Here is a 26,455-nt window from a genome sequence, read left to right as displayed (position 1 = left end):
GGCACGCATGTTCATCCCGCTTTACGACACAAACAGGCTGCGCCACATCCGCCTGCAATATGTGACGATCGGCCTGATCGTGGTCAACGCGCTGGTCTATTGCGCCACGGCACTCGGCGGCGAGAACTTCACCAATGCCGCCGTGCTTGGCCTCGGCTTTATTCCGTCCGTGGTTCACAACACGGCCGAGCTTGATCCTCGGTTCATCATCATTCCGGAAAGCCTGAGCTACCTTACCTATTCCTTCCTGCATGCGGACATCTTTCATCTTGGCGGCAACATGCTGTTCCTGTGGGTGTTCGGCGACAATGTCGAGGACGCGCTCGGCCACATCCGCTACCTGATCTTCTATCTCCTGTGCGCCATCGCCGGCGCCGCCTTCCAGGGGCTTGTCGCCTGGGATTCGCAGGTGCCGCTGATCGGCGCCTCCGGCGCCATCGCCGGCGTGGTCGTCGCCTATCTGATCCTCTATCCCAGGGTTAAGGTCTGGGTCCTGGCCTTTGCCCGCATCCCGCTGCGCATTCCGGCCTTCATCCCGCTTATCCTGTGGGTGCTGTTCCAGGTCTTCATGTTCGCCGCCGGCGGCGAGGACCAGATTTCCTGGGCCTGCCATATTGGCGGCATCATCGCCGGCGCGGTGCTGGTGCTGGTCCTGCGCAGCCGCGGCGTGCCGCTTTTTGCCGGCGCGGACGAGGATGCCGTGGCTCCCAAGCTCGACCAGCCGCCGGTTGCTGCCGAACCAGCGGCGCCTGAACCGCAGGCCACCACGACGCGCTGGGGCCGGGGAACCCCCCCTGGCCCAAACTGAACCGATTTGAGCCGCTTTCAGCGTATTGACGGCAAGGGTTGCCGCAACTACGGAAACGTCTCCGTCCGAGCCCAAGGCTGTTAAGGAGCAGTCCAAGACGGGCAAAGACCAGAATTTCCATCCGGAATGTCGGCTTTCGACAACTCAGAAGGGGCGCAAGCTGTTATAGCGCGCCCAACTAGCGTGAAGAGGTGACAGGCAAATGAAGATCCTTGTGCCCGTGAAGCGGGTTGTGGATGCGAACGTCAAGGTTCGCGTGAAGGCCGACGGTTCGGCGGTGGAACTCGCCAACGTCAAGATGGCGATGAACCCGTTCGACGAGATCGCGGTGGAAGAGGCGATCCGGCTCAAGGAAGCCGGTAAGGCCGAGGAGATCATTGTCGTCTCGATCGGCCCGCAGCAGGCGCAGGAGACCCTGCGCACCGCGCTCGCCATGGGCGCCGACCGCGCCATCCTGGTCAAGACCGACGAACAGACCGAGCCGCTCGGCGTCGCCAAGGTGTTGAAGGGCGTCGTCGACGCAGAGCAGCCCGGCCTCGTCATCCTGGGCAAACAGGCGATCGACGACGATTCCAACCAGACCGGCCAGATGCTGGCGGCCCTGCTCGGCTGGGCGCAAGGCACTTTCGCCTCCAAGGTTGTGCTCGACGGAGACAAGGCCAAGGTAACGCGCGAAGTCGACGGCGGCCTGCAGACGGTGGAATTGAAGATGCCGGCGATCGTCACCGCCGACCTGCGCCTCAACCAGCCACGCTACGCCTCGCTGCCCAACATCATGAAGGCCAAGAAGAAGCAGCTCGACGAAAAGACCCCGGCCGACTACGGCGCCGACGTCAAGCCGCGGCTGAAGGTCATCAAGACCGAGGAGCCGGGCGGCCGCAAGGCGGGCGTTAAGGTCAAGAGCGTCGCCGAACTGGTCGACAAGCTGAAGAACGAAGCCGGCGTTTTGTAAGGAAATCCGATGAGGCCGGCCTGCAAACGGCCGGTTTCTCCGCTTCCGGTGCTCACGTACAGAGTACGCTCCGCTCCGGTTCTCGAAACCAACCGTTTTCGACTCGGCCTGACCGGATTTCAGGGAGCCTCGAAAACGAAAGTCAGGAATATCATCAATGGCTATTCTTCTGATTGCTGAACACGACAATGCCAGCCTTTCCGACCAGACCGCCAAGGCGCTTTCGGCGGCCCTGCAGATCGGCTCGGACGTGCATGTGCTGGTGGCCGGCAAGGGCGCCAAGGGTGCGGCGGACGCTGCCGCCAAGCTCAAGGGCGTCGGCAAGGTGCTGCTTGCCGACGCAGACGAGCTCGCCGAGCGCCTCGCCGAACCGACGGCAGCCCTCGTCGTGTCGCTTGCTGGCGGTTACGACGCCATCATCGCGCCGGCGACCTCGTCGGGCAAGAATGTCGCGCCGCGCGTCGCGGCCCTGCTCGATGTCGCGCAGGTCTCCGAGATCATCGAAGTGGTCTCGCCGGACACGTTCAAGCGCCCGATCTATGCCGGCAACGCCATCCAGACCGTGCAATCGACAGACGCCAAGAAGGTCATCACCGTGCGCACCGCCTCCTTCCAGGCGGCGCCCGAGGGCGGCTCGGCCGCGGTCGAGACCGTCAAGGCGGCAGCCAATCCCGGCCTGTCCACCTTCGTCGAGAACAAGCTCTCGGAGACGGACCGTCCGGAACTGACCTCGGCCAAGATCATCATCTCGGGCGGCCGCGCGCTCGGCTCGTCGGAGAAGTTCCAGGAGGTCATCCTGCCGGTCGCCGACAAGCTCGGTGCGGCGGTCGGCGCCTCGCGTGCCGCTGTCGATGCCGGCTACGCACCGAACGACTGGCAGGTTGGCCAGACCGGCAAGGTGGTCGCGCCGGATCTCTACATCGCGGTCGGCATCTCCGGCGCCATCCAGCACCTCGCCGGCATGAAGGATTCCAAGGTCATCGTAGCCATCAACAAGGACGAGGAGGCGCCGATCTTCCAGGTTGCCGACTACGGCCTCGTCGGCGATCTCTTCGTCATTCTGCCGGAGTTGCAGAAGGCGCTTTGACGCTCTCTGGCAAAGCGTATTAAATGCTTAGGGTGGGGTAGACGAAGTCGCCCCGCCCTTTTAGTTTGCACCGCGCAAAAAGCAGGCTGCAAAAGCCTTTGGACGGGATCGGTGTAATGAGCAAGATCGAGACGATCGGCATCATCGGCGCAGGCCAGATGGGTGGGGGTATCGCCCATGTCTCCGCGCTTTCGGGCTACAAGGTGCTGGTCTACGATATTTCGCCCGACCGCATTGAAAAGGGCATCGCCACCATCAGCGGCAACATGGCCCGCCAGGTGGGCTCGGGCAAGCTCGACGAGAAGCTGCGCAACCAGGCGATGGCGCGCATTGCCTCCGCACCGACGATGGCCGATCTTGCCGGCGCCGATCTGGTGATAGAGGCGGCGACCGAGGACGAGACGGTCAAGCGCAAGATCTACGCGCAGCTCTGTCCGCAGCTCAATCCCGAAGCCATACTGGCGACCAACACCTCGTCGATCTCGATCACGCGGCTCGCCGCGCAGACCGACCGGCCGGAGCGCTTCATCGGCATACATTTCATGAACCCGGTGCCGCTGATGAAGCTGGTCGAGCTGGTGCGCGGCATCGCCACCGAGGATCAGACCTTCGAGGCCGCCAAGACCTATGTGAAGCAGCTCGACAAGACGATCACGGTCTCGGAGGATTTCCCGGCCTTCATCGTCAACCGCATCCTGCTGCCGATGATCAACGAGGCGATCTACACGCTCTATGAGGGTGTCGGCTCCGTCGACGCCATCGACACCGCCATGCGGCTCGGCGCCAATCATCCGATGGGACCGCTGCAGCTGGCCGATTTCATCGGCCTCGACACCTGCCTGTCGATCATGCAGGTGCTGCATGACGGCCTGTCGGATTCGAAGTATCGCCCCTGCCCGCTGCTGGTGAAATATGTCGAAGCCGGCTGGCTCGGCCGCAAGACCGGGCGCGGTTTCTACGACTATCGCGGCGAGCACCCCGTTCCGACGCGCTAGGCCAATTCCACGAAAAGAGTGAACGGTTTCCCGGGAAGAGCGCGAAGCGCTTTCGCTTGGGAATTGCGTTAAAACAAAGAGATAGAGCGCGTCCGTTCACGACGCCGCGGCAAGCGGCGCCTGCGGCTCCGACTTGTCGTCGGGCGCCACGCAGACGCACCCGCGGCCGGCCGCCTTGGCGGCATAGCAGGCGGCGTCGGCCCTTGCGATGATCTCGTCTGCTTCGCCGCAATTGGCGTTGATTGCGGCAACACCGATGCTGGCGCCGATGGCATGCGGCCGGCCATCCCAGCTGAAGTTCAATCCCGCTATCGCATCGATGATGGAGCGCGCCGCGACCCTGGCGCCGGCGGTCGAGCCCGATTTCAGGATGACCGCGAATTCGTCGCCGCCCAGGCGCGCGACGAGGTCTTCGGGCCCGACTACGCCACGCACGGCCTGTGCGACCCGCTTCAGCAAGGCGTCCCCGGCGGCGTGACCGCCGGTGTCGTTGACCAGCTTGAAATGGTCGAGGTCGATGAACATGAACTGATGGCCGCTGCTGCCAGCCCTGGCGGCATCCTTACGGGCCTGAACGACCAGCTCCTCCATGGTGCGGATGAAGCTCGAGCGATTGGCAAGGCCGGTCAGCGCATCATGCGCGGCGGCGTGTGCAAGCTGCCGCTGCAGGGCGCGTGCATCGGTAAAATCCTGGAAAACGATGACCAGCCCGCAGAATTCGTTGCGCTCGTTCATGATCGGCGACACGACCTGACGGATACTGCAGCGTGTGTCGTCGCGGCGGACCAGCACGGCGCGGCTGTTCTGGTCGGAGGGCGTCTCCGCACCGATCGCCGGCCGTGTCACGCCGATCCTGTGTCCCGTCTCCTCGTCCACCGCCCAATAGACATGACCGAGCGTCTTGCCGAGAGCCGCCTCCGTCGGGACGCCGGTCAGCTTCTCGGCAACCGGATTCATGAAGGTGACGCGGTTCGCCGCATTGGTACAGATGACGGCATCGCCGATCGATTGCAGCGTCACCCGGAGCCGCTCTTTCTCGTCGGCCAGCATTGCCGCCGATACGGTCAGACGCTCCTCGGCCTCCTTGCGCCGGGTGATGTCGGTCAGGCTGCCGATGGCCCGGATCAGACGCCCGTCCCCGTCACGCTCGATGGCCTTGCCGCGGTCGAGGATCCAGATCCAGCGGCCGTCCTTGTGACGCATCCTGAACTCGGCCTCGAAGAACTCTGTCTGGCCGTCGAGATGGGCGCGATCCGCCTCGGCGACGGTTTCGCGGTCGTCGGGATGGATCATCGTCAGCCAAAGATCGGGGTCGCCGTCGAGTTCGCCATCCGCATAACCCAGCATCTTGACCCAGGTCGAGGAGTAGGTCGTGCCGCCCTTGCGGATGTCGAGATCCCAGACGCCCTGGCCGGCGCCGGCAAGCGCGAAATTCCAGCGCGTTTCGGCCTCGGCGATACGCGCCTCGGCCTGTTTGCGCGCGTCGATGTCCTCGATCTGTGAAACGAGATAGAGCGCGCGGCCGCTCTTCTCCTCTCGAATGACGGAGCCGGCGAGATGCGCCCAGACGGCTGTACCGTCCTTCTTGAGGTAGCGCTTCTCGAATTGGAAGGCGTTGACCGTGCCAGCTTTGATGCCTTCCATGGTCTCCCGCCCGACATGCAGGTCGTCGGGGTGCGTGATCTGGAAGAAGGTCAGCGCCTCGATCTCTTCGCGGCTGTAGCCGAGCATCGAGGCGAACGCCGGATTGGTTTGCACAATGCGCCCATCGAGGCCGACGACGGCGATGCCGATTGCCGAGTCCTCCATCGCCTGGCGGAAGCGCTGCTCGCTCTCGGCGATCTGCCGCCGATCTTTCGAGATGCGGCCGATGAAAAGACAGGCGAAGAAAAGCGCGCCGATTGTCATCGCGACCGACATTTGAAGGCAAAGTCTGAGCGCTTCCGCGCCAAGGTCCAGCCTCGACAGCACGACCAGGACCGCGGCCACCGCGAAGCCGGCCACGAGCAACGCCGGAGTTGCATGTTTGTCGAGCCTGATCGGTCCTCGCAGTCTCACGATCCGTGCCACCCCCGTGGGCAATCGCTTTTTTCTCGAGAGAACCCTGAAGGATCGATTTTAAGGAAAGGTTGCGTGGGGGTACCGCGATATGGTCAACCGGCAAACAATCGCCGGCATGATTAAGGATCGGTGTGCACGGGGTGTGGTCGCTTCTATCCTGCTACCAGCGCACGAAAAACCGTCCGCCGAGCGCGCCGAGCAAGGTGAGAAGGGCGATCGCGATCGTGTACCAGGTGGCGACGAAAAGCGGCGAATCGTCGAAACAGTGCGCGGCATAGAAGGTCGCCGCCAGCCCGCCGGCGAGCAACCCCGCCACCGCGCCGGCAAGCACCGGCCGTGTCGGCGCGCCATAGCGCAGCATCCACAGGAAGATGGCCAGCGGGCCGATGCCGATCAGCGGGATGAAGCCCATGCAGATCATCATGTTGGAGCCGATCATCCTGGTGCCCCACAACGCCTCCGGCACCATGAAGAGCTCCAGAACCACCGCCACGGCCACCAGCAGAGGAGCCGCGGCCATCCAGGCCATGGCCCTGGCCGTTGAGGCGCCAGGTGTCGACAGCGCCCGGATCAGGCCGAAGGCGGTGAAGGCAAGCACGATGGTGAAAACGAATTTGGACAGGAAGCGCATCGTGTGCGCGGCCACCATGAAATCGGGGCGCGGGCCGATCGTCAGCAGGAAAACGATTGCCGCGATGACAATGGCCACGCCAGCCGCCAGCCACCAGGCCGAGCGCAGCGGCATCGCCCTGCTGCTTGCATCGGCGTCGAGCGCCTTGATGAGATCTTCGGTCCTCATGTCATTCCCGCCCGACTCGCCCCTGCCCGAATCGCTTGGCTATGGCGGCTAGCCCGCGATGCAGCGACACACGCACCGCCGTCTCGCTGATGCCGAACTTCGCTGCCGTCTCGCCGATCGAGCGGCCTTCCACGGATACGGCCGAAACCACCGAACGCTGTGCCGGCGGCAGCCCGTCCAGGGCCCTGTTGATGTCGCGCTCGCTGACGGTTTCGGTTTCCGGTTCGGCGAAGGTCTCCGCAATATCGTCGACATCGATTTCGATGCGCCGACCGCGCCGCCGGAACGCATCGATCAGCTTGAAGCGGGCAATCGCATAGATCCACGGCAGCACCGGCGCGTCCTGGCGCCAGGTATGCCGTTTCACATGAATGGCCAGCAAGGTTTCCTGCACGACATCCTCGGGATCGACTCCGCCCTGCACGATCTTGCGCCGGACAAAGCCGCGCACCAGCGCGGCAATCCTGTGCAGAAAGTCGGCATAGGCCTTTTCATCTCCGGCGATCGCGGCCCGCAACAGCCGGGAAAGCTCGGCCTCGTCCTTGCCGCTCACAAGAGTTCACTCCCCCGATTTTCGTGCCTCGGCACTGATTTGTTACGTGGCCGGCGAAATAATGTCCAAGCCAAACTGCGGGCAAATCACGAAAGTTTGCGGGTCCTGGAGGCTCAGCCTCAGGCCGGACGACTTCATGGGCCTTGCTCATACGTCTTGCGGAAACCGTCGGTCCGGGATGCCATCACATGGAATTGTCCGCCTCGCGCCGCTCTTTGTGCCTCAGCGACCGATTGAAGCAGGCCAACAATGTTGACTATTCGTGTCATGTATCGATAGGTGCGGCGTGCCAAGACCAACGAAAGCGAGGATGACGCCATGAGATACACCCTTTCCGCCCTTGTCGGCGCCACCGCACTTGCAATCGGCCTGGCCGCCGGTCCGGCGCGGGCCGAGGATGCCGGCATCATCGTCTACAACGCCCAGCACGAAAGCCTTGGCAAGGAATGGGCCGAAGGTTTCACCAAGGAGACCGGCATCAAGGTCACGCTGCGCAATGGCGGCGACAGCGATTTCTCCAACCAGATCGTTGCCGAAGGAGCCGCCTCGCCCGCCGACGTGTTCCTGACGGAGAATTCGCCCGCCATGGTGCTGGTCGAGAATGCCGGCCTGTTCGCGCCCGTCGATGCCGACACGCTGGCACAGGTGCCGCAGGACTATCAGGCGGCCAGCGGCAAATGGGTGGGTGTTGCCGCGCGCAGCACCGTCTTTGCCTACAACACGACCAAGCTCAAGACCGAGCAGTTGCCCAAGTCGCTGCTCGACCTCGCCGACCCGAGTTGGAAGGGCCGCTGGGCGGCCTCGCCGTCGGGCGCCGATTTCCAGGCCATCGTCAGCGCGCTGCTGCAGCTCAAGGGCGAGGCCGCCACGGCGGACTGGTTGAAGGCGATGAAGGAGAACTTCACCGCCTACAAGGGCAACAGCACGGTGATGAAGGCGGTCAACGCCGGCGAGATCGAGGGTGGGGTGATCTACCACTATTACTACTTCGGCGATCAGGCCAAGACCGGCGAGAACAGCAAGAACGTCGCGCTGCACTATTTCAAGAACCAGGATCCAGGCGCCTTCGTCTCGGTCTCGGGTGGCGGCGTGCTCGCCTCGAGCAAGCATCAGAAGGAAGCCCAGGCCTTCCTGAAATGGGTGACCGGCAAGGGCGGCCAGGATGTGCTGAAGAACGGAAACTCCTTCGAATACGCCGTCGGCAAGGGTGCCGAGTCCAACCCGAAGCTCGTTCCGCTGGCCGACCTGCAGGCACCGAAAGTCGACGCCACGACGCTGAACTCCAAGAAGGTCACCGACCTGATGACGGCAGCCGGCTTGCTTTAGTTGCCGTTCGTCCTAATAAGGACAAACCGACCGTGCTCCCGCGGGAATCCACCTTCCGCGGGAGCGTTTTGTTTTCGAGATGGCATTCGTCGATGACGACACGCTGCGTTCCTGACCTCCGACAGTGGTCCCTCGATTGCCGGCACGCCGCCGCAACCGTCGGGCGTCCGAGCTGATGCAGTCCGCCGTAGATCTCGGGCGCGCCGGCTTGCCGTCGAAGATGCGCCGAATGCCGCATCGGCGGGCGGCACGCTGGCTTGTCTCCGTCGCCGTCTTCGTCGCGCTGTTCGCGCTTTTGCCGCTTGCCTTCATCGTCTGGATCGCGGTGCAGACCGGCTGGGAGACCGTGTCGGCGCTGGTCTTCAGGCCGCGCGTCGGGGAACTGCTGGTCAACACCACGCTGCTGGTGCTGCTGACCGTGCCGATCGCCATCATACTGTCTGTCGCGCTGGCCTGGCTGACCGAGCGCAGCGACCTGCCCGGCGCCAGGCTGTGGGCCTGGCTGTGCGTGGCGCCGCTCGCCATCCCCGCTTTCGTGCACTCCTATGCCTGGATCACCATGGTGCCCGGCCTGCATGGCCTGTGGGCCGGCGTGCTGGTGTCCGTGATCGCCTATTTTCCCTTCCTCTATCTGCCCATATCGGCAGCGCTGCGCCGTCTCGATCCGGCCCTGGAGGACGCGGCCGCCGCCCTTGGCCTTGGGCCATCGCGCGTCTTCTGGCGTGTCGTGATGCCGCAGCTCAGGCTCGCCATCTGCGGCGGCTCGCTGCTGGTCGGACTGCATCTGCTGGCCGAATACGGCCTCTATGTCTTCATCCGCTTCGACACCTTCACCACGGCGATCGTCGACCAGTTTCAATCGACCTTCAACGGACCGGCCGCCAACATGCTGGCCGGCGTGCTGGTGACCTGCTGCTTCGTGCTTCTGGGCCTCGAAGTGCTGGTGCGCGGCGAGGAGCGTTATGCCCGTGTCGGCGCCGGCGCGGCGCGTTCCCAGCAGCGCACGAACCTCGGCCGCGCCACCATGCCGAGCCTGCTCTTGCTGGTCGCCACCACGCTGCTGGCGCTCGGCGTGCCGTTCGTGACCATCGGCCGCTGGCTCATCGCCGGCGGCGCCGAGGTCTGGCGTCTCGACGAGATTGGCCTGGCGCTCGGCCAGACGCTGTTCCTGTCGCTTGCCGGGGCACTGCTTGCCACTGTCGCCGCCATGCCGATGGCCTGGATCTCGATCCGCGCCCCAGGGCCGCTGCAGCGCCTGCTGGAAGGTTGCAACTACATCGTCGGATCGCTACCGGGTGTCGTCATTGCGCTGGCGCTGGTCACCATCACCGTGAGCATTGCGCTTCCGCTCTATCAGACCCTGTTCACCATCCTGGTCGCCTATGCCCTCATGTTCCTGCCGCGCGCCCTGGTCAGCCTGCGCGCCTCGATCGCCCAGGCGCCGGTCGAGCTCGAGCGCGCCGCGTCCAGCCTCGGCAGGCGTCCGCTCAACGCGCTGTGGTCGACCACCATCCGCCTGTCGGCCCCTGGTGCCGCGGCCGGCATGGCGCTGGTGGCGCTCGGCATCATGAACGAACTGACCGCGACCCAGATGCTGGCACCGAACGGCACCCGCACGCTGGCGATGGCATTCTGGTCCTACAGCAGCGAGATCGACTACGCCTCGGCGGCCCCCTACGCCTTCATCATGGTGGCGATGTCGCTGCCGCTGACCTGGCTGCTCTATGTCCAGTCGAAACGGATGGCCGGACGATGAGCTTTCTCGAAATCCGCGGTTTGCACAAGCATTACGGCCCGGTCGCCGCATTGGCCGGTGTCGACCTCGATGTCGCCAGTGGCAGCCGCACCGCGATCGTCGGCCCCTCCGGCTGCGGCAAGACCACTTTGCTGCGGCTGATCGCCGGCTTCGAGGCACCGGACCAGGGCCGCATCGTGCTCGGTGGCGAGGTGCTGGCCAATGGCGGCGCCGCCGTCCCGGCGCATCGCCGCGGCATCGGCGTGGTGGCGCAGGACGGCGCCCTGTTCCCGCATCTGACCATCGGCGACAATATCGGTTTCGGCATGGGCCGCGGCGATGACAAACGCGCCGAGCGCATCGTCGAGTTGGCCTACATCGTCGGGCTCGACAAGGCGATCCTCAAGCGCCGCCCGCACGAGCTTTCCGGCGGCCAGCAGCAGCGTGTGGCGCTCGCCCGCGCCATGGCGATGAAGCCGCGGCTGATGCTGCTCGACGAGCCGTTCTCGGCGCTCGACACCGGCTTGCGCGCCTCGATGCGCAAGGCCGTGGCCGAACTTCTGGAGGCGGCCGGCATCACCACCATCCTGGTGACACACGACCAGGCCGAAGCACTGTCCTTCGCTGCCCAGGTGGCGGTGATGCGCGATGGAAAATTCTCGCAGGTCGGCACGCCTCGCGATCTCTACCTCAAGCCGAAGGACAGGATGATCGCCGAATTCCTCGGCGAGGCCATCATCCTGCCGGCGAGCATTTCGGGCGGCTTCGCCAACTCGCCGCTCGGCCGCATCGCCGTCGATACCAATGACAGCCGCGATGTCGCCCGCATCATGCTGCGGCCGGAGCAGATCGGGCTGAAACGCACGTCGCGCGAAGGCATGTCGGGCACCCCAGACATGCTGTTCGGCGAAGTGACGGAATCGGAATTCGCCGGCTCGACATGCATGATCGCGGTGCGGCTCCTGAACAATGCCGATCCCCCGGACGCCGCCGCCATCGGCAACACGCCGCTGATCCTGCGCAAATCCGGCATGGACGCACCGACGGTCGGTGAGATCGTCCGGCTCACCGTGTCGGGAAAGGCGCATGTGTTCGTCTAAAGCGCGTCGCGTTGAAATGGATCCATGCGACGCGCTTTAGGTCTCTGCTTTATGCATGTCGTTCTCCCAAAACCGAGGTCACTTTTGGGCGACATGCATTAGGCGACCGAAGGCCGGCGCCCGGCGCGCGGTTCATGCCGTGATGCGTTCGCCGGTTTCGGCTGAATAGATCGGCCAGCGCTCGAGAAAATCACAGCCATGCACGACAACCGTCTCGTTGGCGCTGTCGACAAGGATGACGGCATAGGCGGGCGGCGCCTGCTCGACAATTTCGCTCGACCGGTCAAGCGCAAGTTCGAACCTTGCGTGCAGGCCGCGCTGCGCCGAGAACGAAATTCCGGCGACGGTGCCGGCGATGTCGCGATGGACATGACCGAAGAAGATGTGGCGGACATCGCCATGGCGCTTCAGCAGGCCGAGCAACCGCTCGGGCTGCTCGAGCGCCAGCGGATCGAGCTGCGGCAGGCCGAGCGCGACCGGCGGATGGTGCAGGAAGATGTAGGCGGGCCTGCCGGCTGATCGGTTCAGGCGGGCTTCGAGCCAGGCAAGCCGCCTGTCGCACAATTCGCCTTCGATGCGCCCTTCCGCCAGGCAGTCGAGAAACAGCAGCACTTCGTTGCCTGTGTCATGGACCGACTGCACGAAGCCATTCTCGTCGACCGGATTTTCCGGGAACGTTGCGACGAGATTGGCCCGCCGGTCATGGTTGCCGGGCAGAAGCCTATACGGCACCGACAGCGTGTTCAGGGCAGCCCGCAGATCCGCGTAACTCTCCGGCGCGCCGCTCTCGGTCAGGTCGCCGGTGAAGACGCAAAGGGCGGCGTCGGCGTGATGCGCATTGATATGCGCGATGCAGAACGCCAGCCTTTGATGCAGGTCCGCGCCATAGCGGCGCTCGCCTTGCCGGCCAAGATGCACATCGGTGACCTGGATGATTTTCATCACGCTTTCAGAGCGCCGGCTCGGCTACGGACGCCTTGAAGACATCGAGGCGGGCTCCCGTCTCCGACGAGAAGAAATGCATGTCTTCAGGCGAAATCTTCAGGCCGACCTGGCTGCCGGGCTCGGGATGGACCGCCTCCGACGTCATCACCGAAAACGGTGCGCCGTCGAGATCGACATAGATGACCCGCCCCGCCCCCAGTTCCTCGACCAGATCGACGGTGGCGTTGAGCGCGCCGGCCGTGCCGGGCGCCACCAGCCGGACGGCCTCGGGCCGGATGCCCATCGCGACCTTCGCGCCGACCGGCAGGCCGGTGCGTGCCATGGCCAGGCGCCGGCTGCCGCCAAGCAGCGACAGCCCGTCGAGCTCGACCGTGCCTTCCAGAATGTTCATGGCCGGCGCGCCAACGAAGGTGGCGACGAAGCGGCTGGCCGGGCGGGTATAGATTTCGCCCGGCGTGCCGACCTGCTCGACGCGTCCGCCATTCATCACCACCAGCCGGTCGGCCAGCGTCATCGCCTCGACCTGATCGTGGGTGACGAAGACGGAGGTGGCGTTCAGCCGGCGATGCAGCTTGCGGATTTCCGAGCGCATCTGCACGCGCAGCTTGGCATCGAGATTGGACAGCGGCTCGTCGAACAGGAACACCTTCGGCTCGCGGATCATGGCGCGGCCCATGGCGACGCGCTGCCTTTGGCCGCCGGAAAGCGCCATCGGCTTGCGGTCGAGCAGATGTTCGAGCTCCAGTGTGCGGGCGACCGCCTGGATGCGCTGCTGGCGCTCGGCCGAGGGAACGCCGGCGACCTTGAGCGAATAGCCGATGTTCTGCGAAACACTCATGTGCGGATAGAGCGCGTAATTCTGGAACACCATGGCGCAGCCGCGCTCGCGCGGTTCCAGCCTGTTGACCACCGTGCCGTCAATCGCGATCTCGCCGGCGGAAATCTCCTCCAGCCCGGCGATCATCCTGAGCAGCGTGGACTTGCCGCAGCCGGAAGGTCCCAGGATGACGACGAATTCGCCTGAGGCGAAGTCGAGGTCGACGCCGTGCACGACCTGCGTCTTGGCGTAGTTCTTCTTGACGCCGCGTATTGTGATGGAGGCCATTTTTGTCTCCTTATTTCTCGGTGGCGATCAGGCCGCGCACGAACCAGCGCTGCATCAGCACCACGACGATCAGCGGCGGCAACATGACGATCAGCGTGCCGGCCATGGCGATGTGCCATTCCGGAATGCCGCCGACATTGGGGATCAGTTGTTTGAGCTCGGTCACCGCCATCGCATGCGACTGATCGGTGGTGATGAGCAGCGGCCACAGATACTGGTTCCAGGCCCACAGGAACATGATGGTGCCGAGCGCCGCCATGTTGTTGCGCGACAGCGGCAGCAAGATATCGATGAAGAAGCGCAGCGCGCCCGCGCCGTCCATGCGCGCGGCCTCGGTCAGTTCGTCCGGCACGGTCAGGAAGAACTGCCGGTAGAGGAAGGTGCCGGTCGCAGTGGCAACCAGCGGCAGTATCAGGCCGCTGTAGGAATTGAGCAGTCCGAGGCTGAGCTGGACCTGCACGCCCGAGACTTTTTCGATCAGCCAGGAAATGCCGGTCAGGTCCAGGATCGCCTGGTACGGCTCGAGCACGTTGGCGACCACGGCGTAGGTCGGCACGATGCGCACTTCGAGCGGCAGCATCAGTGTGATGAAAATCAGCCAGAAGATCAGCATGCGGCCGGGATAGCGGAAGTAGACGATCGAGAAGGCGGTGAGCGCCGAGACGATCACTTTGCCGGCGGCGACGCCGGTCGCCATGATGAAGCTGTTGAGCAGCTTGGGACCGAGATCGGCGGTCGTCCAGGCGGTCTTGATGTTGACCCAGAAGTCGCTGCCCGGCAGCAGCGACATCGGCACATCGTTGACATCCTTGAGGTTGTGCGACGCCGCGATCACCACGACCACGAACGGCGCAATGCAAAAGATGAAGCCGATGAACAGGATCAGATGCGTGAAGAAATTGAGGAACGGGGTGCGCTCGACCATATCCATCTCACCTGTAGTGCACGCGCCGCTCGATGAAGCGGAACTGGAAGATGGTGAGCACGATGATGAGCAGCATCAGGATGATGCTCTGCGCGGCGGCACCTGAATAATCGAGGCCTTTGAAGCCGTCGGAATAAATCTTGTAGACCATCAGATTGGTCGCATTCGCCGGACCGCCAGCGGTCATGATGTCGACGATGCCGAAGGAGTCCTGAAAACTCTCGGTGATGTTGATGACCAGCAGGAAGAAGATGGTCGGCGTGATCAGCGGAAACTGGATGTCCCAGAAACGCCTGATGACACCGGAACCGTCCATCGCCGCGGCCTCGATCAGCGAACGCGGGATGGCCTGGAACGCCGCCAGGAAGAAGATGAAGTTGTAGCCGACATATTTCCACGAGAAGGCGACGATGATCGAGGCCATGGCGTCGGCGCCGTCGAGGCCGGGATCCCAGAAGCCGGGCCAGACCCGGTTGACCACGGCCATGAAGCCAGCCTCCGGCGCCAGGATGAAGCGGAACGCCATCGCCAGCGCGGGCGCGGCGATGCCGTAGGGCCAGATCAGCACCACGCGATAGAGACGCGAGCCGGCCAGCTGCCGGTCGGTCAAGGCGGCGAGCACAAGCGCGATGAACATTGCGAGACCGGTACTGATGCCGGCGAAGACAAGGCTGGCGGTGATCGAGTTCCAGTAGTCGGCGTTGGACAGGATCGAGCGGAAATTGTCGAGCCCGACCCAGATGTTGCCGCCGCCCCAGGGCTGTTGCAGCGTCAGCGACCAGTACACGGCCTGGCCGGCCGGCCAGTAGAAGAACGTGAAGATCAGGAGGAGCTGCGGCACCGCGAAAAGGATGCCGATCGTCCATTTGCCGAAAGTGACGCGTTTTTCCATCGATCCGCCGATGCCGTTGAACCGTCAGCCCGCTTCTTGGGCAAGACTAGATATGAAATGGCCGCCCGTCGAATCTCGGCGGACGGCCGTTCCGCAATCGGAGGTCAGGGCAGGGTCTTGCCCGGATAGGTCTGCTGGAAGCGTTCGAGGATGGCGTCGCCGTTCTTGACCAGAGTGTCGAGGCCTTCCTGGACGCTGACCTTGTTGGCGAAGATCGCCTGCATCTGCGTGCCGAACTCGGCGCGGATCTGGGTGAAGTTGCCCAGCCGGATGCCGCGGGTGATTTCGGTCGGCTCGGACGCCGTCAGGCTGGCGATGGCGACTTCACGGCCCTTGTAGGGCGCCTTGTCGTAGAAGCCCTGGCCCTTCATGTAGTCGAAGCCAGACTTGGTCACCGGGATGTAGCCGGTGTTGGTCGACCAGAACAGCGCGGTCTTGGGGTCGTGGATGAAGTTCAGGAAGGCGGCAGCGCCCTTGTACTCGGCGTCCGACTTGCCGGAGAGCACCCACAGCGAAGCGCCGCCGACGAGCGAATTCTTGCGCTCGGTGCCGGCATAGACCGGCAATTCGGCGACATCCCACTTCATGCCTTCCTTCTGGGTCCTGCCGACCGTGCCGTGGTCGCCGACCGAGGTCAGGATGACCTGGCAGGTACCCGAGGCGAAGGCCTGGACCATATCCTGGCCGAGATCCTTGGACTTGATCTTGATCAGGCCGGCGTCATACCACTTCTTGAGATCGGTGACATACTGGACGAACTTGGTCTTGTTGACTTCCAGACGCGCGTCGAGACCGTCATAACCATTGTTCTTGGTGGCGATCGGCTGGTTGTGGAGCGCCGAGAACTGCTCCATCAGCTGCCAGCTTTCATTGGCAGAGATGTTGATCGCCATCGGGCACTCGTAGCCGGCGTCCTTCAACGCCTTGAGGTCGGCGCCGACATCTTCCCAGGTCTTGGGTGCTTCGGTCTTGCCGATCTTGGCGAAGGCGTCCTTGTTCCAGTACATCAGCGGGGTCGAGGAATTGAACGGGAAGGACAGCATCTCGCCCTTCGACGTGGCGTAGTAGCGCGCGATGCCTGGGAAATAGTCGGCATAGTCGATCTTGTAGCCGTTTTCTTCCATCAGCTTGTCGGCGGGCTTGTAGGCGCCCGACAGCATCATGGTGGCGGTGCCGACATCGTAGACCTGGACGACGGCCGGCTGCTTGCCGGCGCGGAAGGCCGCGATGGTGTTCTGCAGCGTGGCGTCATAATTGCCCTGGCTGGTGCAGACGACTTCGTAGTCCTTCTGCGAGGCGTTGAAGTTCTTGCACAGCGTGTCGACGACACGGGCAAGGTCGCCCGAAAGGCCGAACCAGAAGTCGAATTTTACCGGTTCTGCAGAGGCAGGCATTGCCAGCGCGGTGCTGAGCGCACCAGCGGCAAGGGCAGCAAAGCCCCGCTTGATCATGGTCATGGTTTTTCCCTCTTGAGTGGCTGGTGACAAGGGTCTTGCGCAAGTCCTTGCCCGCTCTCTTAGAGAAGGTATGTGACAGTTCTGTTGTGGCTCCCCGGCCTTTGCACAGCTGCCCGTTCCTCTCCCTCGGCGGCTTTGGCCGGCATTAAAACGCACCGGCGTTTTAGGTAGCTAGGGCGACTGTCGAAGACGTAAAGACCGCATCGGCCGCCATGATTATCCGGCTAAGGGGACAATGATATCCAGGTGCGGCAGCGGGCGTAAATGCGCCGGGGAAGCACGCCAGGGCTACTATCTCGGCAAACCGGCGCCCATCGAGGCGTTCGACGACCTGACCGGCCACGGCAAGCGCACTCCGGCGCGCACAGACCATCGGGATGGCAGTCTCGTATTGCTCAAGCCAAGCGTGCGCTCGGCTTGATCGCTCACGATCCGAGCGCCGTGTCGATCAGCCGCCTGGCGTCAGGCCCCGACCATTCAGCCGGGCCGTTCATATGCGCGATCAGGCAGCCTTCGCCGTCGATCAGCATGGTGGCGGGAAGGCCGAGCGCCAGGCCGCGTGCCTTGAGGTCGTTGAACAGGGCCACCGTCGAATCCCGGTAATAGCCCAGCGCTTCGACACCTGTTTCCTTGAGGAATTTCTTCGGCTTCACATCGTCGCCGGCATCGACATTGACGGCGACCACCTGAAAGCTGTCGCTGCCCTTCTCCTTCTGCAGCGCATCGAGCGCCGGCATTTCGGCACGGCAAGGCGCGCACCATGTCGCCCAGAGATTGAGCAGCACCGTCTTGCCGGCATGGTCGGCGATCGTCATCGGCTTGCCGTCCGGGCCATTGAAGGCGAGGCTTTTCATCGACTGCGGCGGATCGGCGGGCAACAGGGCCGCGACCTGGCCGGTGGCGGCGGCCGCGATCTTCTTGGCGCGATCGCTCTTGGCGGCGCAGGCGACGTCATCCTTGCTGCCGCCGACCGCCACCTGGGCCGGTGCATTGTTGCCAGACCGGCTCTCGCTGACATATACCGCGACCGCGCCGGCCAGCGCTCCCGCCACCAAAGCGGCGAGGATCAGGCGCGGGGCCGGGAAAAATCTGTTTCCGTCTGCCATTTTCTCAAACTGCTCCGAAGCACGGGTTTTATAGCGATGAGCGACAAGAAGACCAGCAACCAGATGTGGGGCGGACGATTTGCCTCGGGTCCGGCCGCGATCATGGAAGCGATCAACGCGTCGATCTCGTTCGACCGCAAACTCTACGCACAGGACATACGCGGCTCGATCGCCCACAGCGAGATGCTGGCGCAAACGGGCATTATTTCGGCGGCCGATCAAGAAAAAATCGCTCACGGGCTGAACACGATCCTGAAAGAGATCGAGGCCGGCCGCTTCGAGTTTTCGACGAAGCTCGAAGACATCCACATGAATGTCGAGGCCCGTCTCGCCGACCTGATCGGCCCGGCCGCCGGCCGCCTGCACACCGCGCGCTCACGCAACGACCAGGTGGCGGTGGATCTGAGGCTCTGGGTCAAGGACGAGTGCTTCCGCGTCGCCGAGGCGCTGAAGGGCCTGATCGCGGCGCTGCTGGAGCGGGCCGGGGAGCACGCGGCGACCGTGATGCCGGGCTTCACCCATATGCAGGCGGCGCAGCCGGTGACCTTCGGCCACCACTGCATGGCCTATGTCGAGATGTTTGCACGCGACCTGTCGCGCGTGCGCGATGCGATCGAACGCATGGACGAGAGCCCGCTCGGTGCCGCCGCCCTTGCCGGCACCAGCTTCCCGATCGACCGCCACAGAACCGCCAGGGCGCTCGGTTTCCGCGAGCCGATGCGCAATTCGCTGGACAGCGTTTCCGATCGCGATTTCGCGCTGGAGTTCCTCGCCATGGCGGCGGTCTGCGCCACGCATCTGTCGCGGCTGGCCGAGGAGATCATCATCTGGTCGACGCCGCAATTCGGCTTCATCAGGCTGTCGGACAGTTTTTCCACCGGCTCCTCGATCATGCCGCAGAAGAAGAACCCCGACGCCGCCGAACTGGTGCGTGGCAAGACCGGCCGCGTCAACGGCCATCTGGTCGGCCTGCTGACGGTGATGAAGGGCATGCCTTTGACCTATGGCAAGGACATGCAGGAAGACAAGGAATCGGTCTTCGACGCCGCCGAGACGCTCGACCTGATGCTGGCGGCGATGACCGGCATGGTCTCCGACATGACGGTCAAGGCGGCGGCGATGAAGAAGGCCGCCGGCTCCGGCCACGCGACCGCGACCGACCTCGCCGACTGGCTGGTGCGCACGCTGGGCCTGCCGTTCCGTGAGGCGCATCACGTCACCGGCCGTGCGGTGGCGCTGGCCGAGGAGAAGAAGGTAAGCCTGGAAAAGCTTTCGCTGGAGGATCTGCAGTCGATCAATCCCGGCATCACATCGGATATCTTCTCGGTGCTGGCGGTGCAGAATTCGGTCAAGAGCCGCACCAGTTTCGGCGGCACCGCGCCGTCGGAAGTGAGGAAGCAGATCCGCTATTGGAAAAAGCGGCTGGTCAAAGCCTGAGGCCGATATTTCGACGGCAATATCCCGGATATTGCAACCGGCAATATCCGGGGTGCAATGCGCCGAGAACTCGGCTAAAAGCGGCGGCTGACAAAACGTTTCGGACGGATGGATCGATGACCGGAAGCAGGATTTTGGTGACGCTGACGCTGCTGGCGGCGATGGCCGCCGTGACCGCCTGCGGCCGCAAGGCCGGTCTCGACACGCCCTATGAGGCGGCCGTCCAGGCGCGCAAGGATGCCGAGAAGGCCAAGCAGCCGCTGCCGCCGGAGCCGGAAAAACCGGTCAAGGACAAGAAGTTCATCCTCGACCCGCTGATCTAGAACCGATCAGGCCGGGTTTGGCTTCCAAGCCCGATCTTATCGTGCTCCAACTTCCGGAATCACTCTCGTGAACCATTTCGACTACCGCGACGGCGTGCTGCATGCCGAGGACGTGGCAATCCCTGATATCGCCGCTCAGGTCGGCACGCCGTTCTACTGCTATTCGACGGCCACGCTGACCAGGCACTACCGCGTCTTTGCCCAGGCTTTTGCCGGCCTCGACGCGCTGGTCTGCTACGCCATGAAGGCCAACTCCAACCAGGCCGTGCTGCGCACCCTTGCCAGGCTCGGCGCCGGCGCCGACGTGGTCTCGGAAGGCGAGCTGCGCCGGGCGCTGGCGGCCGGCATCCCGGCAAGCAAGATCCTGTTTTCCGGCGTCGGCAAGACCGCGCGCGAAATGGACCTTGCGCTCGAAGCCGGCATCCTTTGCTTCAACGTTGAATCCGAGCCTGAACTTGAACTGTTGTCGGCGCGAGCCACGGCACTCGGCAAGGTGGCGCCGGTCTCGCTGCGCATCAATCCCGATGTCGACGCCAAGACGCACAAGAAGATTTCCACCGGCAAGGCCGAGAACAAGTTCGGCATCGCCTGGCAGCGCGCGCGGCAGGTCTATGCCCGTGCGGCGACGCTTCCGGGTATCAAGGTCACCGGCATCGACACCCATATCGGCAGCCAGATCACCGAGTTGCAGCCCTTCGACGACGCCTTCGCCCTTTTGGTCGATCTGGTCGGCGCACTGCGCGCCGATGGCCACGCCATCGAGCATGTCGATGTCGGCGGTGGCCTCGGCATCCCTTACCGTGTCGACAACAACCCACCGCCCTTGCCCGACGCCTATGCCCAGATCGTCAGGAAGCATGTCACCAAGCTCGGTCTGAAGGTGATGTTCGAGCCGGGCCGGCTGATCGTTGGCAATGCCGGCATCCTCGTTTCGGAAGTGATTTTCGTGAAGGAAGGCGACGCCAAGAATTTTCTGGTCGTCGACGCCGCCATGAACGATCTGATCCGGCCAACGCTTTACGATGCCTTCCACGACATCAGGCCGGTCGTGCAGCCGCCGGCCGACACGCCGCGCATGATGGTCGACGTGGTTGGCCAGGTCTGCGAGACCGGTGACTATCTCGGCCTCGACCGTGACCTGCCCAGGCTGAAGGCCGGCGATCTCATTGCCGTTTCCACCGCCGGTGCCTATGGCGCGGTGCAGGCAGGCACCTACAACACCCGCCTGCTGGTGCCGGAGGTGCTGGTCGACGGCGACCGGTTCCACATCGTGCGCCCGCGCCTGACCTATGACGATTTGATCGGGCTGGATTCGGTGCCTGACTGGCTGGCATAGAAGCCACAGCCGGCAGCGCTACAGCCGGTTCTGCAGGAGCGTCCTTGTCTCGGCGATCCTGTCTTCGTCACGGCGGTAGAACGTCCATTGCTTGATGCGCTTGGGCCGCAGCAGGCCGGCCTGGGTGAGCACGCGCATATGCTCGGAGAGCGTCGCCTGCGTGATACCGAGCTTTTCGGCGATCAGCAGCGCGCAAACGCCGTCCTCGATCAGATCGCCGTCGGCCTGAGCCGGGAAATGCGCGCGCGGATCCTTCAGCCAGTTGAGGATCTGCAGCCTGCGTTCGTTGGCGATCGCCTTGAAGACATCAACCTCTTGCATTTAGTCATTTTGCCAAGTTACTAATTGCTGTCAATCCCAAGGAGATCGCCATGGCGCAGGGCAACCCCGTTACACGCGAGCGCATTGCCGCGATGGAACCGCGCATCCGGCCCTATATCAGGCACACGCCGGTGCTGCGCGTCGACATGGCCGACTTCGACCGGCCGCCGCTGGCGGTAGACCTCAAGCTCGAATGCCTGCAGCATTCCGGTTCGTTCAAGGCGCGCGGCGCCTTCACCAATCTTTTGGAAAGGCCGGTTCCCAAGGCCGGCGTCGTCGCCGCCTCGGGCGGCAACCATGGCGCTGCCGTCGCCTATGCCGCCATGCGGCTCGGCCACAAGGCGACCATCTTCGTTCCCGAAGTGAGCCCGCAGGCCAAGCTGGACCGCATTCGCGGCTATGGCGCCGACCTGGTGGTTGGTGGTGCCCGCTATGCCGAGGCGCTGGCCGCCAGCGAACGTTTCGCGCAGGAGACTGGCGCCTTGCAGATCCATGCCTTCAACCAGGAGGAAACGTTGGTCGGACAGGGCACGCTTGGGCTCGAGATCGAGAGCGACCTGCCCGAGATCGACACGCTGTTGGTCGCCGTCGGCGGTGGCGGCCTGATCGGCGGCATCGCCGCCTGGTATGCCGGCCGCATCCGCATCGTCGCCATCGAGCCCGAAGGCGCGCCGACGCTTCATCGCGCCTTCGAGGCCGGCCATCCCGTCGACGCTCCGGCGGAAGGCATCGCCGCCGATTCGCTGGCGCCGAAGCGCGTCGGCGAAATGATGTTCCCGATCGCCGAGGCCTTCGTCGAGCGCTCCATCCTGGTCAGTGATGACGACATCATCGCCGCGCAGAAGGCGCTGTGGCATCGGATGCGCATCATCTCCGAGCCGGGTGGGGCGGCCGCCTTCGCCGCGATCCTGTCCGGCCGCTACACGCCGGCACCGGGCGAACGCGTCGCCGTGCTGGTCTGTGGCGCCAACGCAAACCCCGCCAATTTCTGATTGCAACCATTTCGGCCGGGTTCACATTTTCTGAGAACGCCTCGCCTTTGCCGTGTTTGCTGGTATTCTTCGAGTCGTGAGGATCGGGCTATCCCGCCTGATTCCAGGAAGGGCCGATGACGCAACGACCCACCTCTAGCGATCGCGGTCTCGCCGGGCGCCTTGCACTCAGCCGGCTGGCGACGCGGGTCTCGATGATGGTCGAGCGCGGCTGGCCGCTGCTGCTGCCGCTGATCCTTATCGCCACCCTGTTCCTGAGCATCTCCTGGTTCGGCGTTTTCTCACGGTTGCCGGATATCGCGCGCATCGGCCTTGTCGCCGCATTCGGCCTGGCAGGGCTGGCGGCGCTCTATCCGCTGCGTTTCTTCCGCCTGCCCGGCGCCGCCGAGGTCGACCGCCGCATCGAGGCCGCCAACGAATTGCTGCACAGCCCGGTGCTGGTGCAGGCCGACCGGCCAAGCGGCCGCGAAAGCAGCTTCTCGCAGGCGCTGTGGCGTGAACACCAGAAGCGCATGGCCGCCAGGCTCGACAGCCTTGGCGCCGACCTGCCGCGCACCCGCGTGCCGGAGCGCGATCCTTGGGGGCTGCGCGCCGTGGCCGCGCTGCTGCTCGTCACCGCCTTTGCCTTCTCCTTCGGGCCGACGGGCGGCAGGATAGCCGACGGCTTCAGCACCCACGGCGCGCACGATGCCGTGCCGCCACGCATCGATGCCTGGGTAACGCCGCCTGCTTATACCGGCAAGCCTCCGATCTTCCTGACCGCCGACGCCAACCAGGCAACGCCGACGTTTCATGTGCCCGAGGGCAGCGACGTCTCCTTGCGCGTCACCGGAGGCTCGGGCGAGGAAACGCTCGCCTATGCCGACAAGGATGGCAATGCGCGCACCATCGACCCCGCCGGACCACAGGCGGCCAGCGCCAAGTCAGCCGCGAGCCCGGCGGCGCCGACCCCCGCATCCCCGTCGAAGGTGCGCCAGTTCATCGGCAAGCTGACCGGCGACGGCACGCTGACGCTGAAATCGGGCGAGGATCAGCTCGGCCGCTGGGCCTTCGCCGTGATCGAGGACAAACCGCCACAGATCCGCTTCGTCGGCGAGCCCAAGCGCGCCGCCAACGGCGCCTTCGAACTCAACTACCAGATCGACGACGACTATGGCGCCGCCAACGCCAAGGCGGTCTTCGCGCTGGTCGACCCGCAGGTGCCGGGCGCGCATCCGCTCTACGGCCCGCCCGAAATGCCGTTGGCGCTGCCGCGCCGCGGCGGCAAGTCCGATGCCGCCAAGACCACCAAGGACCTGACCGAGCATGTCTGGGCCGGCAGCAGCATCAAGCTGACGCTGGTCGCCACCGACGACGCCGGCCACACCGCGTCGAGCGAGACCAGGACGCTGGTGATGCCGGAGCGGCCTTTCGCCAACCCGCTGGCGCGGGCTGTAATCGAACAGCGCCGCCTGCTGGCCCTCGACGCCAATGCCAAGCCGCACGTGCTCGACCTGATCGACGCCATCACGCTGCGGCCGGAAGACACGTTCGACAACATGTCCCACTACCTCGCCATCATGAGCGCGCGCAGCCGGCTGAAACTGGCCGGCAACGACGATCAGCTGCGCGGCGAGGTCGCCTATCTCTGGGAAATCGCGCTCGGCATCGAGGAGGGCAACCTCTCGGCCGCCGAGAAGCGGTTGCGCCAGGCGCAGCAGGCGCTGCAGGACGCCATCAAGAACGGCGCCAGCGATGCCGAAATCGAGAAGGCGATGAAGGAACTGCGCGAGGCGATGAACCAGTTCCTGCAGGAATTCGCCGAACGCGCCAAGCAGAACCCGAATGCGCCGCAAATGCAGCAGAACGGCCAGGAACTGCGCCAGAGCGACATCGACCGGATGATGGACCAGATCGAGAACCTGGCGAAGTCGGGCGACCGCGACAAGGCGCAGCAATTGCTGTCGCAGTTGCAGGACATGATGAACAATCTCCAGGCCGGGCGTCAGCAGCAGGGCGGCGAGCAGGACAGCCAGATGCGCCAGCAGATGGACAAGCTCGGCGAGATCCTGCGACGCCAGCAGGAGATGATGAACGACACTTTCCGCATGGACCAGATGCAGCGTGGCGAGCGCCAGCGCGGGCAGAACCGCGATGAGCAGCTTGGCCAGGGCGGTGGCGAGGACCAGGACAAGCCAGGCGCCGGCGAGGACCGCGATCCGCTGGCCAGGCAAAAGCCGATGACGCCGCAGGAATTCGCCGATGCACTGAAGCAGTTGCAGGAAGGCCAGGGCCAGCTGAAGGGCGATCTCGAGCAGTTGAAGAAGAACCTCGAAGGCATGGGCATGGAGCCCAATGAAGGATTTGGCGAGGCCGGCAAGTCGATGGGCAGCGCCGAGCAGGCGCTTGGCGAGGGCCAGGGCGACGAGGCCGTCGGCCACCAGGGCCGGGCACTCGAGGCGCTGCGCAAGGGCGCCAAGGACATGATGAAGCAGATGCAGGCCATGCAGGGCGACCAGGGCGGCAGCCAGGAAGGCGGGCGTCAGCAGAATGCCGACCGCGACCCGCTCGGCAGGCCGCGCGCCAGCCAGGGTCCCGATTTCGGCGATTCGGTGAAGGTCCCCGACGAGATCGACGTCCAGCGCGCCCGCCAGATCCTGGAAGCGATCCGCAAGCGGCTCGGCAACGCGCTCAGCCCCGATATCGAGCGCAGCTATCTCGAGCGGCTGCTCGAGCTGAAATAGGGACCGCCCCCACACCCCGGCCGCCCCCTCGAACGGTTGCAACACCATGCCGAAGCTCGGTACCGTCACGCCCATCCTGCGCATCTTCGATGTTGCCAAGGCGCATGAATTCTACGTGGGGTTTCTCGGTTTCGAGGTGCGGTTCGAACACCGCTATGATGACAACGCGCCGCTCTACACAGGCGTTTCTCGCGACGGCTGTGTCTTGCATCTGAGCGAACATCATGGCGACGGCACGCCGGGCTCTCACATCCGGATCGAGACGACCGACATTGCGGGGCTCCACCACGAATTGACCGAAAGAAAGTACCGCTTCGCCAGGCCGGGGTTGGAGGAGACGCCCTGGAAGACGAAAGAGGTCACGGTCGACGATCCGTTCGGCAACCGCCTGACCTTCTATGAGGATGTGAAGGACTGAGCCTACCGGTTGACGAACGCCTCGCGGATCGCCTCCTGCATGCCGTCGATCGCCTCGCCCGACGCGTTCGGGTTGCGATGCATCACCACATTGGAGGAATCGATGTCGCCGAATCCATCGGCGGAGGTCAATTCGCGGCAGCCGTCCGGGATGTTGCTGCGCGAGATCGGCGCGATCGCCAGCCCTGACGTGACCGCAAGCTTCAGGCCGCCGGTGGTGTCGCTGGTATAGGCGACACGATAGGCAAGACCGCGCTGCTCCAGCGACTTGATGGCGAAGTCCTTGCACCAGCTGACCCGGTTGTAGAGCGCGATCGGCACCGGCCGTTCCTCGTGCATGTGATGCAGGGTCGACGTCACCCAGACGGTCGGGTCGTGCATCAGCACTTCGCCGCCGGCCGGGTCCTGCCATTCGAACACCACGCAAAGATCGAGTTCGCCGGCGGCGAGCGCCGCCAGCTGCGCCTCCGAATGCGCGTAGCGCACGGTGACCTCGACCTTGGTGTGGCGTTTCGAAAACGCGCTGAGCGCGCGCGACAGGATGGCGTGGCCATATTCCTCCGGAATGCCGATGCGCACCGGTCCGCCGAGCGGCGCTGCCGCCATCGACGCCGCCGTTTCGTCGAGCAGCGAGACGATGCGGCGGGCGTTGACGATGAGTTCGCCGCCGCGCCGCGTCAATGCGACGCCGCGCGAGCCGCGCTCGAACAGGCTGTCGCCGACCAGCTCCTCGAGCTTCTTCATCTGCATCGACACGGCCGACTGGGTGCGCCCGGCCTGCTCGGCCGCACGGGTGAAATTGCCGGTCTCGGCGATGGCGACGAAGGTGCGCAGCAGATCGCTGTCGAGGGTTGGACGCATGCTATCCATCATAAGCAGATTTGATTGCAGGCATCATTCCAATTCGTTTGCAACATGTCAAACACCGGACGATAGTTGCCTCACCCATTGGATATGCGGCTGCGAAATCGGCCGCGGACCAAGCAAAGAGTCCTCACTCGTACCCGCTGCCCGAAACGGTGGCGGGTTCTTTTTGATCTGGAGGCGGAGCTGCTTCGGA

25 protein-coding genes are annotated in these 26,455 nt (G+C 64.3%); 14 read left to right on the top strand and 11 right to left on the bottom strand.

The window, feature by feature from the left end:
• The first annotated feature begins 7 nt into the window (after window positions 1–7).
• From FJV83_RS25195 to FJV83_RS25180, 4 genes are all read left to right on the top strand, one after another.
• Window positions 8–808, top strand: a complete 801-nt coding sequence (locus FJV83_RS25195) for a rhomboid family intramembrane serine protease (protein ID WP_095772285.1) — start codon at window positions 8–10, stop codon at window positions 806–808.
• Between the two features lie 202 nt (window positions 809–1,010).
• Window positions 1,011–1,760, top strand: a complete 750-nt coding sequence (locus FJV83_RS25190; protein WP_019861385.1) for an electron transfer flavoprotein subunit beta/FixA family protein — start codon at window positions 1,011–1,013, stop codon at window positions 1,758–1,760.
• Between the two features lie 157 nt (window positions 1,761–1,917).
• Window positions 1,918–2,847, top strand: a complete 930-nt coding sequence (locus FJV83_RS25185) for an electron transfer flavoprotein subunit alpha/FixB family protein (protein ID WP_142885612.1) — start codon at window positions 1,918–1,920, stop codon at window positions 2,845–2,847.
• Window positions 2,848–2,963: 116 nt separating this feature from the next.
• The gene (locus FJV83_RS25180; protein ID WP_142885613.1) at window positions 2,964–3,842 is read left to right on the top strand and encodes a 3-hydroxybutyryl-CoA dehydrogenase; all 879 of its coding nucleotides are present in this window, start codon (window positions 2,964–2,966) and stop codon (window positions 3,840–3,842) included.
• Between the two features lie 96 nt (window positions 3,843–3,938).
• Here the strand turns inward: FJV83_RS25180 and FJV83_RS25175 are convergent, their stop codons facing one another.
• The 3 genes from FJV83_RS25175 to FJV83_RS25165 all read right to left on the bottom strand — a co-directional run bounded on the left by FJV83_RS25175 (window position 3,939) and on the right by FJV83_RS25165 (window position 7,255).
• Entirely contained in the window at window positions 3,939–5,900 is a 1,962-nt protein-coding gene (locus FJV83_RS25175; protein WP_246691917.1) for a PAS domain S-box protein, read from the bottom strand.
• Between the two features lie 163 nt (window positions 5,901–6,063).
• The gene (locus FJV83_RS25170) at window positions 6,064–6,702 is read right to left on the bottom strand and encodes an NrsF family protein (RefSeq protein ID WP_142885615.1); all 639 of its coding nucleotides are present in this window, start codon (window positions 6,700–6,702) and stop codon (window positions 6,064–6,066) included.
• A gap of 1 nt (window position 6,703) precedes the next feature.
• Window positions 6,704–7,255, bottom strand: a complete 552-nt coding sequence (locus FJV83_RS25165; protein WP_095772280.1) for a sigma-70 family RNA polymerase sigma factor — start codon at window positions 7,253–7,255, stop codon at window positions 6,704–6,706.
• Window positions 7,256–7,573: 318 nt separating this feature from the next.
• Here FJV83_RS25165 and FJV83_RS25160 point away from each other — a divergent pair, with 318 nt between their 5' ends.
• The 3 genes from FJV83_RS25160 to FJV83_RS25150 all read left to right on the top strand — a co-directional run bounded on the left by FJV83_RS25160 (window position 7,574) and on the right by FJV83_RS25150 (window position 11,416).
• The gene (locus FJV83_RS25160; protein WP_095772371.1) at window positions 7,574–8,581 is read left to right on the top strand and encodes an iron ABC transporter substrate-binding protein; all 1,008 of its coding nucleotides are present in this window, start codon (window positions 7,574–7,576) and stop codon (window positions 8,579–8,581) included.
• 175 nt (window positions 8,582–8,756) lie between these two features.
• Window positions 8,757–10,337 carry an iron ABC transporter permease gene (locus FJV83_RS25155; protein WP_185973356.1) on the top strand — a complete coding sequence of 527 codons (1,581 nt, stop codon included), beginning with the start codon at window positions 8,757–8,759 and terminating at the stop codon, window positions 10,335–10,337.
• Complete coding sequence (locus tag FJV83_RS25150; protein WP_142885617.1) at window positions 10,334–11,416, top strand: ABC transporter ATP-binding protein; 1,083 nt, start codon at window positions 10,334–10,336, stop codon at window positions 11,414–11,416. Before FJV83_RS25155 ends, FJV83_RS25150 begins: the two co-directional genes overlap by 4 nt.
• Window positions 11,417–11,548: 132 nt before the next feature.
• Here FJV83_RS25150 and FJV83_RS25145 read toward each other — a convergent pair whose 3' ends face one another.
• From FJV83_RS25145 to FJV83_RS25125, 5 genes are all read right to left on the bottom strand, one after another.
• Window positions 11,549–12,358, bottom strand: coding sequence for a phosphodiesterase (locus FJV83_RS25145; protein WP_142885618.1), 810 nt, complete (start codon window positions 12,356–12,358; stop codon window positions 11,549–11,551).
• Window positions 12,359–12,365: 7 nt separating this feature from the next.
• Window positions 12,366–13,466 carry a sn-glycerol-3-phosphate import ATP-binding protein UgpC gene (locus FJV83_RS25140; protein WP_142885619.1) on the bottom strand — a complete coding sequence of 367 codons (1,101 nt, stop codon included), beginning with the start codon at window positions 13,464–13,466 and terminating at the stop codon, window positions 12,366–12,368.
• Window positions 13,467–13,476: 10 nt separating this feature from the next.
• On the bottom strand, window positions 13,477–14,391 hold the full coding sequence (locus tag FJV83_RS25135; RefSeq protein ID WP_095772370.1) for an ABC transporter permease subunit: 915 nt from the start codon (window positions 14,389–14,391) through the stop codon (window positions 13,477–13,479).
• Between the two features lie 7 nt (window positions 14,392–14,398).
• Window positions 14,399–15,283 (bottom strand): sugar ABC transporter permease, encoded by an 885-nt coding sequence (locus FJV83_RS25130; protein ID WP_095772275.1) that lies wholly within the window; start codon window positions 15,281–15,283, stop codon window positions 14,399–14,401.
• A gap of 104 nt (window positions 15,284–15,387) precedes the next feature.
• Entirely contained in the window at window positions 15,388–16,740 is a 1,353-nt protein-coding gene (locus tag FJV83_RS25125) for an extracellular solute-binding protein (RefSeq protein WP_095793234.1), read from the bottom strand.
• Window positions 16,741–16,975: 235 nt separating this feature from the next.
• On the opposite strand from FJV83_RS25125, the gene FJV83_RS25120 reads away from it, so the two are divergent.
• Window positions 16,976–17,161: a hypothetical protein gene (locus tag FJV83_RS25120; protein WP_095772273.1), complete on the top strand. Its 186-nt coding sequence runs from the start codon at window positions 16,976–16,978 to the stop codon at window positions 17,159–17,161.
• A 4-nt stretch (window positions 17,162–17,165) separates the two neighbouring features.
• Here the strand turns inward: FJV83_RS25120 and FJV83_RS25115 are convergent, their stop codons facing one another.
• Window positions 17,166–17,846, bottom strand: coding sequence for a TlpA disulfide reductase family protein (locus FJV83_RS25115; RefSeq protein WP_095772272.1), 681 nt, complete (start codon window positions 17,844–17,846; stop codon window positions 17,166–17,168).
• Window positions 17,847–17,882: 36 nt separating this feature from the next.
• Between FJV83_RS25115 and argH the strand changes: the two genes are divergently transcribed.
• From argH to lysA, 3 genes are all read left to right on the top strand, one after another.
• Complete coding sequence (argH, locus tag FJV83_RS25110) at window positions 17,883–19,283, top strand: argininosuccinate lyase (RefSeq protein WP_095787877.1); 1,401 nt, start codon at window positions 17,883–17,885, stop codon at window positions 19,281–19,283.
• A 116-nt stretch (window positions 19,284–19,399) separates the two neighbouring features.
• The gene (locus FJV83_RS25105; RefSeq protein WP_019861402.1) at window positions 19,400–19,606 is read left to right on the top strand and encodes a hypothetical protein; all 207 of its coding nucleotides are present in this window, start codon (window positions 19,400–19,402) and stop codon (window positions 19,604–19,606) included.
• Window positions 19,607–19,673: 67 nt separating this feature from the next.
• A complete protein-coding gene (gene lysA / locus FJV83_RS25100; RefSeq protein WP_095772270.1) occupies window positions 19,674–20,942 on the top strand; it encodes a diaminopimelate decarboxylase in 1,269 nt (422 codons plus the stop codon).
• 18 nt (window positions 20,943–20,960) lie between these two features.
• Here the strand turns inward: lysA and FJV83_RS25095 are convergent, their stop codons facing one another.
• On the bottom strand, window positions 20,961–21,263 hold the full coding sequence (locus FJV83_RS25095) for a metalloregulator ArsR/SmtB family transcription factor (RefSeq protein WP_095793229.1): 303 nt from the start codon (window positions 21,261–21,263) through the stop codon (window positions 20,961–20,963).
• Between the two features lie 50 nt (window positions 21,264–21,313).
• Here FJV83_RS25095 and FJV83_RS25090 point away from each other — a divergent pair, with 50 nt between their 5' ends.
• The 3 genes from FJV83_RS25090 to FJV83_RS25080 all read left to right on the top strand — a co-directional run bounded on the left by FJV83_RS25090 (window position 21,314) and on the right by FJV83_RS25080 (window position 25,396).
• Window positions 21,314–22,255 (top strand): threonine/serine dehydratase, encoded by a 942-nt coding sequence (locus FJV83_RS25090; RefSeq protein WP_142885620.1) that lies wholly within the window; start codon window positions 21,314–21,316, stop codon window positions 22,253–22,255.
• Window positions 22,256–22,371: 116 nt separating this feature from the next.
• Window positions 22,372–24,978: a TIGR02302 family protein gene (locus FJV83_RS25085; RefSeq protein ID WP_142885621.1), complete on the top strand. Its 2,607-nt coding sequence runs from the start codon at window positions 22,372–22,374 to the stop codon at window positions 24,976–24,978.
• Between the two features lie 46 nt (window positions 24,979–25,024).
• On the top strand, window positions 25,025–25,396 hold the full coding sequence (locus FJV83_RS25080) for a glyoxalase superfamily protein (RefSeq protein ID WP_142885622.1): 372 nt from the start codon (window positions 25,025–25,027) through the stop codon (window positions 25,394–25,396).
• A 2-nt stretch (window positions 25,397–25,398) separates the two neighbouring features.
• Here FJV83_RS25080 and FJV83_RS25075 read toward each other — a convergent pair whose 3' ends face one another.
• The gene (locus FJV83_RS25075) at window positions 25,399–26,256 is read right to left on the bottom strand and encodes a LysR substrate-binding domain-containing protein (protein WP_142885623.1); all 858 of its coding nucleotides are present in this window, start codon (window positions 26,254–26,256) and stop codon (window positions 25,399–25,401) included.
• Window positions 26,257–26,455: the final 199 nt, after the last annotated feature.

It is taken from the genome of Mesorhizobium sp. WSM4307, from assembly GCF_007003945.1.
Lineage (GTDB): Bacteria > Pseudomonadota > Alphaproteobacteria > Rhizobiales > Rhizobiaceae > Mesorhizobium.
Note: the sequence above shows the minus strand (reverse complement) of the source record. Positions and strands in the feature narration are given on the sequence as shown.